Origin of the sequence: Nocardia veterana NBRC 100344, from assembly GCF_000308855.1 — a bacterium.
GTDB lineage: Bacteria > Actinomycetota > Actinomycetes > Mycobacteriales > Mycobacteriaceae > Nocardia > Nocardia veterana.
The window spans coordinates 1-11,410 of the sequence record NZ_BAGM01000012.1 but is presented as its reverse complement, the minus strand read 5'-3'; the positions used below and the strand labels follow the sequence as shown (position 1 = coordinate 11,410).

11 protein-coding genes are annotated in these 11,410 nt (G+C 69.3%); 7 read left to right on the top strand and 4 right to left on the bottom strand.

The window, feature by feature from the left end:
• Positions 1 to 2,125 (bottom strand): ATP-binding protein (locus ON37_RS03345; RefSeq protein ID WP_157171334.1); only part of this gene is annotated, 2,125 nt, incomplete at its 3' end.
• 318 nt (positions 2,126 to 2,443) lie between these two features.
• Between ON37_RS03345 and ON37_RS03340 the strand changes: the two genes are divergently transcribed.
• The 5 genes from ON37_RS03340 to ON37_RS03320 all read left to right on the top strand — a co-directional run bounded on the left by ON37_RS03340 (position 2,444) and on the right by ON37_RS03320 (position 8,542).
• Entirely contained in the window at positions 2,444 to 4,543 is a 2,100-nt protein-coding gene (locus ON37_RS03340; protein WP_083892694.1) for an AMP-binding protein, read from the top strand.
• Positions 4,544 to 4,651: 108 nt separating this feature from the next.
• A complete protein-coding gene (locus tag ON37_RS03335) occupies positions 4,652 to 5,032 on the top strand; it encodes a hemophore-related protein (RefSeq protein WP_051031114.1) in 381 nt (126 codons plus the stop codon).
• A gap of 61 nt (positions 5,033 to 5,093) precedes the next feature.
• Positions 5,094 to 5,798 (top strand): response regulator transcription factor, encoded by a 705-nt coding sequence (locus ON37_RS03330; protein ID WP_040716500.1) that lies wholly within the window; start codon positions 5,094 to 5,096, stop codon positions 5,796 to 5,798.
• A 61-nt stretch (positions 5,799 to 5,859) separates the two neighbouring features.
• Positions 5,860 to 7,302 carry a sensor histidine kinase gene (locus ON37_RS03325; RefSeq protein ID WP_174362063.1) on the top strand — a complete coding sequence of 481 codons (1,443 nt, stop codon included), beginning with the start codon at positions 5,860 to 5,862 and terminating at the stop codon, positions 7,300 to 7,302.
• 73 nt (positions 7,303 to 7,375) lie between these two features.
• The gene (locus ON37_RS03320) at positions 7,376 to 8,542 is read left to right on the top strand and encodes a YhgE/Pip domain-containing protein (RefSeq protein WP_085997215.1); all 1,167 of its coding nucleotides are present in this window, start codon (positions 7,376 to 7,378) and stop codon (positions 8,540 to 8,542) included.
• Positions 8,543 to 8,574: 32 nt separating this feature from the next.
• Here ON37_RS03320 and ON37_RS03315 read toward each other — a convergent pair whose 3' ends face one another.
• On the bottom strand, positions 8,575 to 8,937 hold the full coding sequence (locus ON37_RS03315; RefSeq protein ID WP_040716488.1) for an FKBP-type peptidyl-prolyl cis-trans isomerase: 363 nt from the start codon (positions 8,935 to 8,937) through the stop codon (positions 8,575 to 8,577).
• A 139-nt stretch (positions 8,938 to 9,076) separates the two neighbouring features.
• Here ON37_RS03315 and ON37_RS03310 point away from each other — a divergent pair, with 139 nt between their 5' ends.
• Complete coding sequence (locus ON37_RS03310; protein WP_040716521.1) at positions 9,077 to 9,880, top strand: TrmH family RNA methyltransferase; 804 nt, start codon at positions 9,077 to 9,079, stop codon at positions 9,878 to 9,880.
• A complete protein-coding gene (locus ON37_RS03305) occupies positions 9,877 to 10,179 on the top strand; it encodes a DUF2537 domain-containing protein (RefSeq protein WP_051031110.1) in 303 nt (100 codons plus the stop codon). The genes ON37_RS03310 and ON37_RS03305 overlap by 4 nt, the downstream gene beginning before the upstream one ends.
• A gap of 9 nt (positions 10,180 to 10,188) precedes the next feature.
• Here the strand turns inward: ON37_RS03305 and ON37_RS03300 are convergent, their stop codons facing one another.
• The gene (locus tag ON37_RS03300; protein ID WP_040716508.1) at positions 10,189 to 10,920 is read right to left on the bottom strand and encodes a DUF6928 family protein; all 732 of its coding nucleotides are present in this window, start codon (positions 10,918 to 10,920) and stop codon (positions 10,189 to 10,191) included.
• 310 nt (positions 10,921 to 11,230) lie between these two features.
• Positions 11,231 to 11,410 (bottom strand): septation protein SepH (gene sepH, locus ON37_RS33965; protein ID WP_040716484.1); only part of this gene is annotated, 180 nt, incomplete at its 5' end.

Below are 11,410 nucleotides of genomic sequence, written 5' to 3'. Positions count from 1 at the left end.
CACCGGGCCCGGCGCCGTTACCGGAGGCCGCGGCGCCGTTGGTCCGTACGGTGCGATCGTCGCCGGAATCCGCGGCGGGGGTGACCGGAATCGGACCACTCACGCCCGGATCCACGGTGACCATCACGTTCCCGCTCGGCGTCCGGGTAACCCCGCGCATCTGCATCGACGACGGCGTCGGCCGCTGCGTCGGCACCGACATCTGCTCACCCGACTGCGAGGCCGGAACCGCGAGCGAGCCGCCGGACGGCGCCACGATGATCGCCTTCGGCACATGCACGGTCACGGTGACACCCGGGTCGCGCGCGGTGTCGAAGGTCGGGCGCAGACGCACACTGAGTCCGTGCCGCTCGGCCAGCCGGCCGACCACGAACAGACCCATGTGCCGCGCGGTGTCCGGACCGACCTCGGCGGTCGATTCCAGGCGGCGGTTGATCGCCGCCATCTCCGCGGGCGGCATACCGATACCGCGGTCGGCCACCTCGATCAGCAGGCCCTGATCCTCGGCCTGGGCGAAGGTGAACTTCACGTCGGTCTCCGGCGGCGAGGCCCGCAGCGCGTTGTCCAGCAGCTCGGCGAACAGGTGCGCCAGGTCGGAGGCGGCCGGTTCGGTGACGGAGCCGCGCGGGGTGGCGCCCAGTTTGACGCGCTCGTAGTCCTCGACCTCGGAGATCGCGGCGCGCAGCACGTCGGCGATCTCGACCGGGGCGGACTTCGACCGCCGCTGCCGGGTGCCGGCGAGAATCAACAGGTTGTCGCCGTTTCGGCGCATACGAGCGGCGAGGTGGTCCAGCCGGAAGAGGTTCTCCAGCAGGCGCGGGTCCTTCTCGTCGTACTCCATCGCCTCGATCAGCGAGAGCTGATGATCGACCAGCGACTTCGATCGGCGAGCCAGGGTCTCGAACATGTCGTTGACCTGGGTACGCATCGCGGCCTGATCCGCCGCCAGCCGCAGCGCCTGCCCGTGGATGTCGTCGACGGCGCGCGCGAGCTGACCGACCTCCTCCTCGGTGTGCACCGGCATCGGCTCCAGCGGCACATCCTCGGGACTGGCGCCGTCGCGCAGGCGCGAGACCTCGTAGCCGAGGTCGTGCTCGGCGACCCGCAGCGCGGCCAGGCGCAGCTTGCGCAGCGGCACGATCATCGCCCGGGCCACCAGCACCGCGAAGATCAACGCCGCCAGAATCGTCAGCACGACGATGACCGCGTACTGGATGGCACCGGCCCGGGCGTTACCCGCCAGGTCGTTCACTCGCGAAGTGATGTCCTGGGTGGCCTGGCCGACGATCTTGGTGTAGCCGTTCAGGCTGTCCACCAGGGACTGTTTGATATCCATCAGCGGCAGCTGGCCGACGTCGACCGAGGGACCGCTGGTCATCGAGATCCGGTTCTGCAGCAGGCCGTTCAGCTCGGCGATCGTGGGATCGCCGTCGGGCAGACGCTTGGCCAGCAGGTCCAGCATGTACTTCTCGGTGTTCGCCGCGACCTGGAAGTCGTGCAGGCCGCCCTTGGCGTCGCCGCCCAGGGTCTTGGCCGAGGCCGCGATCTCCTGCACCATCACCGCGCGGGTGTTCAGTGAGTCGACCAGGCGCAGCTTGGCGGCGTCGACGCCGGGGTCGGAGATGGTGGAGACGATCTCCTCGACCGTGCGGACGCTGTTCTGACGGATCGCCTCTTCCTGGGCGATCGCGTCGTTCAGTACCGGGGAGGGCTTGGTGCCCTGGTCGCGCACCGCCTGCGCGCCCTTGATCATCTGCTCGATCGAATCGCGGGCGCCGGGGACGCCGTCCAATTTGCCCGCAGCCTTCTGCGCGGTCTGGATGGCGGCATCCAACCTGGTCAGGTCGGCGTCCTGCACCAACGACTGGGTCGGACTGATCGCGGCCATCTGACCGCCCGCGACCGTGGCCGCGGCACCACTCAGGCCGGTGACGGCCGGAATCGCCTCGACATGCCCGACCGCCTGGTCCAGGTGGCTCGAGTCACTGAACTCGGACGCGATCCTGGAAGCACCGAGCACCACCGCGACGAGCAGCGGCACGGCCAGCACAGCCGTAACCTTCCAGCGCAGGTCCCAGTTGCCGAGCGCCCAGCGCTTCCCAACGGGCCTAGCGGCGTCACGCATCTCCAACTCACTTTCCAAACTGGCCCCAGCCACGCGCCATCGGCGAGCCTCCACGATCGCACGCGCGGCTCGATAAGCAGAACGGGCCGGGAACTGCGGCTGGCCGAGAAATTGCGTCCATGACGGCCGAAATAGGTGACATGCGATTCTAACGGATCAATAACTTCTTGTGTGACCTCTTGGCAACCACCAGCCGTTGACCTGGCTGTTCCAGCCAAAATCAAAGGTCGCGGCGGCCGCCCGGACGTCGCGTGAAGTCTGCCACAATCAGGCTGATCTATCGAGGCGGGCATCGATGCGAGGCAGGGAGTCATACGGTTGAACGCGAAGCAGGAGTACCGGCCCACCTATCAGACCAGCCTGGTCGATCCGTCGGACTTCTGGCGCACCGCGGCCGAGGCGATCAGCTGGGACGTTGCGCCCACTCAGATCCTCGACACCACGGCTCGGTGGTTTCCCGATGCTCGCCTCAACACCTCCTACAACGCCCTCGATCGTCATGTGCGCGATCTCACAGCCGATCCCGCCTCGACCGAGAACGATACCGAGGGCGTCGCCGGCTCGCTCACATCGGACAAAACGGGCGGCCGCGCGAATCAGCCCGCCTTAATATATGACTCCGCTATGACGGGCGCCACAGCCGTCTACACCTACGCCGAACTGCTGGCCGAGGTGGCGCAGTTCGCCGGCGCCATGCTGCGCCTCGGCGTCCGCACCGGTGATCGGGTCGTCATCTACATGCCGATGATCCCCGAGGCCGTGATCGCGATGCTGGCCTGCGCCCGCATCGGCGCGGTGCATTCGGTGGTCTTCGGCGGCTTCGCCGCCCACGAACTGGCCGCCCGCATCGACGACGCCGAACCGGTGCTGATCGTCACGGCCTCCGGCGGGCTCGAACCCGGTAAGCGACTCGAGTACCCGCCCATCGTGCTGCAGGCCCTCGACCAGGTGCAGACCACCGCGCCGCGCACGGTCGTGGTCAAACAGCGCGAGGGATTTCCGACCATCCGGTTCCCGGCCCCGCAACCGGCCACCGACAGCCTGCCCGACTCCACCGCGACCGTGGCCGCGCGCTGGCTGGACTGGGAGGACATGGTCCGCGACGCCGAACCGGCGGATCCGGTTCCGGTCGCCGCCACCGATCCGCTCTACATCCTCTACACCTCGGGTACCACCGGTAAGCCCAAGGGCGTGGTGCGCGACAACGGCGGACACGCGGTCGCCCTGGCGTGGTCGATGCGCAACATCTACGACGTCTCGCCCGGTCAGGTCATGTTGACCACCTCCGATATCGGCTGGGTGGTCGGGCACTCCTATATCGTCTACGCCCCGCTGCTGGTCGGGGCGACGACCGTGTTGTTCGAAGGCAAACCGATCGGTACGCCGGATTCCGGGACCTACTGGCGGCTGGTCGAGCAGTACGGCGTGCACGTGATGTTCACCGCGCCCACCGCGCTGCGCGCGATCCGCCGCGCCGATCCGGACGCCGCCCTGGCCCGCCGCCACGACCTGTCCTCGCTGCGCGCGCTGTTCTGCGCCGGGGAGCGGCTGGATCCGGCGACCTACGAATGGACGCGGGAAACCGTACTGGCCGATCTGCCCGACTGCCCGGTGGTGGACCACTGGTGGCAGACCGAAACCGGCTGGCCGGTTTGCGCGAACCCGCTGGGGCTGCAGGAATTGCCGATCAAGCCCGGTTCGGCCTCGGTCCCGGTTCCCGGTTACCGAATCCGCGTCCTCGACTACGAGGGCGATGCCGTGGCCGCCGGATCCGAGGGCAATATCGTGATCGGCCTGCCGCTGCCGCCGGGATCGCTGACCGGCCTGTGGCGCGACGACGAGCGCTTCACCCGGTCGTATCTGTCCGCCTATCCGGGCCACTACCTCACCGGCGACTCCGGATTCTTCGACGAGGACGGCTATCTGTACGTCCTGGGCCGCAGCGACGACGTGATCAACATGGCGGGGCATCGGCTCTCGGCCGGTGGGATCGAGGCCGCGATCTCGGGCCATCCGGCGGTCGCCGAAACCGCGGTGATCGGGGTCCCCGACGAGCTGAAGGGGCAACGGCCGATCGCCTACGTGGTCCTCAAGACCGGGGCCGACATCGAGTTGGCACAGCTGCGGGCGGAACTGATCGCGCGCGTGCGCGAACAGATCGGCGCCATCGCGACCCTGCACGATGTGACCGTGGTCCGCGCGCTGCCCAAGACCCGTTCCGGCAAGATCCTGCGCCGCACGATCCGCCAGATCGCCTCCGGCGAGACCTGGGAGATGCCGGCCACCATCGAGGATCCGGCCGTGCTGATCGCGCTGGAGGATCAGCTGCTGGCCGGAACCGACCCGACCGCCGATCCCCCGGCCGAGACCGGCGCCGATCCCGCCGCGACCACGAACGGCTCGAGTATCGGTTCCTGATCGCCGCCGGGCACGCTCATGGTGTTCTCAGAAACAGTTCACGCGCGCCCCAGACTCCGGCGATACGGTGCCGAACACGAACGTGCCGACGCACAGGGAGAGACGATCATGCGCATTCGAGGATTTGCCGCCGCCGGCCTCACCGTGGCGGGCCTGGCCGCCGGAGCCGCCCTGCTGGTTCCGGGCACCGCGTCCGCCGACCCGACCGAACTGGTTGCGCCACTGCTGAATTCGACCTGCAGCTTCGCTCAGGTCGATGCGGCGCTGCACGACAAGGCTCCGCAGCTGGCCTCGATCCTGGACGCCAACCCCGACCAGAAGGCCGAATTGCAGGCGAAATTCGATCAGCCGGTCGAGCAGCGCCGGGCCGAATTCCAGCAGTACCTCGCCCAGCACCCCGACGAAGCGCAGCGCGCCCAACAGGATCCCCGGGCGGCGGGTCTGAGCCGGACGATTCAGGAAGTCGCGGGTTCCTGCCACAACTACTGACACGCGCCCCGCGCCACCGACCCCGCCGCGACCGGGCACGGGTCAAATTACACTGCACACCGTGACGAGCAGCGAGAATCCGACGGTGCTGGTGGTCGACGACGACGAGGACGTGCTGTCCTCGGTGGAGCGCGGCCTGCGCCTGTCGGGGTTCCGGGTGGTGATCGCCCGGGACGGAGCGGCCGCCCTGCGCTGCGTCGCCGAACAGTCGCCGGATGCCATCGTGCTCGACATGAACATGCCGGTACTGGACGGCGCCGGGGTGGTCACCGCGCTGCGGGCGATGGGTAACGAGGTCCCGATCTGCGTCCTGTCCGCCCGCAGTTCGGTCGACGATCGGATCGCCGGGCTGGAGTCCGGTGCCGACGACTATCTGGTGAAACCGTTCGTCCTGAAGGAATTGGTGGCGCGGATCCGGGCCCTGCTGCGGCGGCGCACCGACACCGCGCCCGCCGCGGCGCCGGGTTCGATCACGGTGGGCCCCTTGCAGATCGACGTGGCCGGATACCGCGCACTGTTGCACGGCAACGAAATCGAGCTCACCAAGCGCGAATTCGAGTTGCTGTCCACCCTGGCTCGCAACGCGGGCGTGGTGTTGAGCCGGGAGCGACTGCTGGAATTGGTGTGGGGTTACGACTTCGCCGCGGATACCAATGTGGTGGACGTGTTCGTCGGCTATCTGCGCCGCAAGCTCGAGGCCGATGGCACCCCGCGACTGCTGCACACCATCCGTGGCGTCGGCTTCGTGCTACGGACTCCGAAATGATTCGGCCCGGCGGATTCCCATCGCCGCCCGCCGGCCGTTCGGGCGAGCGACGGAACCGCGGATGACGGAATCTCATCTGCCCGCATCTGCTTCGCCGTTTCCGGCAGCGAGCGCCGACGCCGCCGAATCGGGCCGGCGGCGCTTCGGGCGCCGCTCGTTTTCGCTGCGCACCAGGGTGGCCGGCGCGGCGGCGCTGGGCGCGATCATCATCACCGCCGTACTGAGCTGGGTGACGGTGGTGGCGCTGGGCCGGACCAACCTCGCCCAGGCCGATCAGGAATTGACCATCGCCTCGCGGATCGTGCTGATGCAACCGTTGATCGCGGTGGGGGTGCTGTCGCTGGTCGGACCGAACAAGGACATCGCCGTGACGGTCCGCGATCACGGCGAGATCGTGGCGTCCACCAGCGTGCGCCTCCCCGCCGAGGAGCCCGGCTCCCGGACGGTCACCTTGGACGGCACCCCGTTTCGCGTGCTGACCACCACCGACAATCAGCCCGCGGGCCGGACCGTCTCGATCGGCATCCCACTGACCGACGCCTACCACACCATGTCCGAACAGCGGCGCTGGGTGTTGTTCGCGGCCGGGTTGGCGGTGGCCGCCGCGGCCGGGCTCGGCTGGGTGTTCGGCGGTAGCGCGGTGCGTCCGATCCGGGACCTGACCCGGCAGGTGAGTACCCGCAGCGGAACGAGCAAGGCCGCGGTCGGGGTCGACGGTTCGGGCGTCTGGGAGGCCGAAAAGCTTTCCGACGCGGTCAATTCGCTGCTGGAACGCGTCCAGCACGCCCAGGCCGAGACCGCGGCGGCGCTGGAGACGGCCCGGGATTTCGCCGCCGTCTCCGCCCATGAGCTGCGCACCCCGCTCACCGCGATGCGCACCGATCTCGAGGTGCTGCGCACCCTCGACCTCGACGAGCAGCAGCGCGCGGAGATCCTCGACGATCTGCACCGCAGTCAGGGCCGAGTGGAGGCCACGCTGGCCGCGCTGGAACGCCTGGCCGCCGGTGAGCTGACCGACGAACGCGACCACGTCGAAACCGACGTCGCCGATCTGGTCGACCACGCCGCACACGACGCGATGCGGCATTTCCCCGAGCTCACCGTGCGGATCGATACCGATCCGGAGTTGGTCACCCGCGGCCTGCCGACCGGCCTGCGCCTGGCGGTGGACAATGCGCTGACCAACTCGGCCCGCCACGGGGGCGCGACCCAGGCGCTGGTCTCGGCGCATCGCCGGCCCGACGGCCGGATCGTGATCTCGGTCGACGACAACGGCGCCGGCATCCCCCCGGAGGAACGCCGGACCGTGTTCGACCGCTTCATCCGCGGCGCGAGCGCCACCAAGGGCGGCTCCGGACTCGGCCTGGCGCTGGTCGCTCAGCAGGCCCAATTGCACGGCGGCCGAGCCTATTTCGACGACGGCACACTGGGCGGCGTGCGACTGGTGCTGGAACTGCCGGATCGTCCGGTGCCCGCCCCCGCGCCCGGCGACACCGAACGCTGAACGGTCCGACCCTCACAGAACCCTCAGATTTCCGCCAGCCGTTACGCATTCCGCGCCGCTACCGTCGAAGCACGTGGCAAATAGACGTTTTCGCTGGATGGTGGTCGGATCGGTGGTCCTGGTGGCCGCGAGCGCGGTGACGGGTGGGGTGTTGCTCGCGCGCAACGCCGACGCACCCACGGATATCGCGATCGTCGACACCGATACCGGTCCGACGGGCGCCCGGATCGTCCGAGCACTGCAGGACGCCGGCGGCGCGCAGTGGACCGTCGCCGCCCCCGGCGCATCCGCCGCCGACCACGCCGCGGTGATCACGCTGCCCGCCGATCTGAGCTCGTCGCTGGACACCCTCGCCACCGCGCGCCCGCATCGCGCACAGGTCACCGTCGCGACCAACGACCGCGCCGATACCGCCGCGGTGGACGATGCCGTCGCCGAGGTGACCCGCCGCATCGCCGCCGCCGGTGTGGATCGCACGTTGGCGGCGGTGTCCACCGCGCGCGGTTCGATGCAGCAGGCCGCATTCACCTCACAGCTGCTCGACGTGGGGGTACGCACCGCCGCGGACGCGGCCGGCCAGTTCAGCGGCGGCGCCCAGCAGATGCTCGGCTTCCTGGATTCCGCGGAATCCGGCGCGAGCGCACTGACCGCTCAGCTCGGTCAGGTCCGGACCACCCTCGCGCAGGCCACCACGCAGGCGAACAGCCTGGCCGGCGCCTTCGACGCCACCGGCGTGACCCTCGGCCAGATCGGCAGCAGTGCGGCGGCGATGAGCACCGGGCTCGACCAGGTGCTGCCGCTGCTGCGGGCGTTGCCGTTCGCGGGCGACCCGCGGGTCGCCGATGTCATCGGCAAGCTCGAGGCACTGCGCTCGATCGCGGGTCACGCCGATGCCCAGTTGACCGGGGTGGCCCGATTGACCGGCAGTAGCACCGATCCGGACACCGGCCTCGGCACCGTGCTGCGCGATGCCGCCGGTCGCCTCACCGACGCGAGCGGTCAGCTCGACCGCGGGGCGGAATTGATCGAGGGGATCCCGCAACTCACGGATCAGGCGCGCACCCAATTGCAGGCGGCCCTGCAGGCGGTGAGCGGCGGAATCACCCAGATGCGGCAGATCTCGGCGAATCTGACCGACCAGACCGGTAAGGCCCTCACCGCGTTACCGGCGGCCGGTTCGTCTCAGCAGTCGGCGCTGGCGACGAATCTGTCCGATCCCGTCGAGATCGTCCGGCAATGACAACCGATCCGGCGGCGGGTTACGCGATCGACTTACTCGACGACGTTGACCAGGTCGATGACGAAGACGAGGGTCTTGCCCGACAGCGGATGCCCGGCACCGGCCGGACCGTAGGCCAGCTCCGGCGGGATGGTCAGCTGACGACGGCCACCGACCTTCATGCCCGGAATACCTTCCTGCCAGCCCTGGATCAGGCCGCGCAGCGGGAAGGTGATGGATTCACCGCGGTTCCAGGACGAATCGAACTCCTCGCCGGTGTCGTATTCGACTCCCACGTAGTGCACCTCGACGGTGCCGCCGGGTACCGCTTCGGCACCTTCGCCCTCGACCAGATCCTTGACTTCCAGCGTGGTGGGCGCGGGGCCTTCCTGGAACTCGACTTCCGGCTTGGTCATGCGTCCTCTTCCGTTGCGATGGATAAATCGTTCGGTGGATAAACCAATAAAGAGTTCACCATAGCGTTGCCGGCCAAACCGTGTTCTGGCCGACAGTTGGCTCCGCCGGATTCCGGGCCAGGGTGCAGGATAGGTGGCCGTGGCCCACGTGATCGATATCGTCGACCCCGGCGACCCCCGGGTCGCCGACTTCCGCGACCTCAATTCCGCTGATCGCCGCCCCGATCTGCCGGGCGGGAAAGGCCTGGTCATCGCGGAGGGTGTGGTAGTCGTACAGCGCATGTTGGCCTCGCAGTTCCGGCCGTTCGCGCTCCTCGGGGTGGGTCGCCGCTTCGATCAGCTCGCGGCGGACCTCGCCGGGGTGGACGTTCCGTATTTCCGGGTGAACGCGGAGGTGATGGCCGAGATCGTCGGATTCCATCTCAACCGCGGCGTGCTGGCCGCCGCCTACCGGCCGCCGGAGCTGCTGCCGGAGGAGATCCTGCCCACCGCGCGCACGGTGGCGGTGCTGGAGGGCGTCAACGATCACGAGAACATCGGCGCGATCTTCCGCAACGCTGCCGGGCTCGGCGCCGATGCGGTGCTGTTCGGTGATCGCTGTGCCGATCCGCTGTACCGGCGGGCGGTGCGGGTCTCGATGGGGCATGTGCTGCGAGTTCCGTTCGCCGCGCTGCCGACCTGGCCGGACGGCCTGCACACCCTGCGTGAGCAGGGGTTTCGGATCATCGCACTCACCCCCTCGCCGACCGCGGTGAACCTCGCGACCGCGATGACCGGCGACCGGGTGGCCCTACTGCTCGGCGCGGAGGGCCCGGGGCTGACCGAAGCGGCGATGCGCGCCTGCGATATTCGCGCCCGCATCCCGATGACACCCGGAACCGATTCGCTCAACGTCGCGACCGCGGCCGCGATGGCGTTCTACGAAAGGGTGCGGACCTCGTGACTCCATCCACCGGCGGTCCCGACCTCCCGCCCGCCGAGCCGACCCCGTGGGCGGCCGGGGTGGCGGTGAGTGTATTCGTCGCCGCCCTCACCGCGGCCGGGGTGTACTCGTTCGGAATCGCGCTGGCGCAGGTGCATTGGACGCTGGCGGTCGCGGTGAACGTGATCGCGGCCGCCGGTACCGCCCCCACCGCGTGGCGCTGGCGGAACACTCCGGTCACCCGGTGGGTGCTGGCCGGGATCGGCGCCGGGGTGCTGCTCGGGTGGCTGATCCTGCTGATCGCCGCGGCATCCCGGTGAGCGTCCCGCTCACGACACCCGATCGCGCCCGCGCAGCCAGCCCAGCCAGCGCCGGCCCGCCGGGATCGACACGGACGGTTCCTGCGGTGGCAGCGCCGGCGCCTGCCCGGCGGGATAGAGGCTGAAGCCGCACACCGGGATCCGGTCCGGATGCAGTGCGTCGTCGGACGCCCCGGTGCGGTACCGGAATCCGAGCCACTGTTCGTTGGCCGCATCGGCGAATTCGGGTGGATCGAAGGGCAGAATCTGCGGATCGGGAAAATCCCCGGGCCGCAACCGGATCGGATGCTCCCCCGCCCAGTACGACCGCTCCCAGACCAGCGGCAACCCTTCGTCCTCGACGATGTGCACCCGGGTGGCGCTGAACGATCGCCGGAATTCGCCACGCTCCCAATGGGCGAACGCACCCCAGCCGAGCGGCACATCGTAAGCGACGAGGTAGGTGTGTTCCGAGGCCAACGGCCGAATCAGCGGTTCCGGCAGCTGCCTGGGACGACTGCGCGCCGCCTGCACCGTGCAGACGACGGTGACGCCCGGAAAGCAACCGATGAACACCGACCCGGGATCCGGGCCGGCCCACACCTTCAGGCTGCCCGACGCGGCGGGCACCACATCGTGATCGGGGTTGAGCTGCTTGGCCAGGGCGAAAGCGGCCTCCGGATCGGGATCGGCGTGGGAGCGGAGAACGGCGGCGGGGTCGGGATCATCGACGTACCAGATCGACGAGGCTGTGGACGGCACCTGCGACACCTCCCGAGCTCGAACGGGTAAGCGTAGTTACTCCCGAGCAACTCGCGGGACCGAACCGTTTCCGCTACCGCGGCCTGCTCGCTGCGGACCCGAGGCAAATCGGGCGCATACCGGAAATCTACTCCCCCAACAGCGTAAACACCGGCGCTTCGGGCACCGGCGAACGCGTGTCAAGCCCCGTTTCACAATGGTCGGCCGCGAATTCGTCCGCCTCCTTCGGGCCGGGACGGCCGGTACGAGAACGCGGCACAAGCCGGATGCCTGCGCCGCGTATTCGCCTCGGCCCGTTCGGAGCCGGAAATCAGTGCCCGGAGCTGCGCACCCCGAGCAGCACGTCCTCCCACGAGGGCATCGGCGCCTTACCTCGTTTCGCCCGCGCCGGCTTCTGCGGCGCGGGTTTGGCGCTTTCCGGCTTGGCCGGCTCGGCCTTCACATCCTCGGTCGCCGCGGCGGCCGCCGGGGCGGTGGCCGCGGGCGCGCT

Excerpts from the sequence above, each read along its gene's own strand:
- ON37_RS03325 (WP_174362063.1), top strand. The coding sequence starts at position 5,860 with ATGACGGAATCTCATCTGCCCGCATCTGCTTCGCCGTTTCCGGCAGCG.
- ON37_RS03315 (WP_040716488.1), bottom strand. The coding sequence starts at position 8,937 with ATGACCAAGCCGGAAGTCGAGTTCCAGGAAGGCCCCGCGCCCACCACG.
- ON37_RS03335 (WP_051031114.1), top strand. The coding sequence starts at position 4,652 with ATGCGCATTCGAGGATTTGCCGCCGCCGGCCTCACCGTGGCGGGCCTG.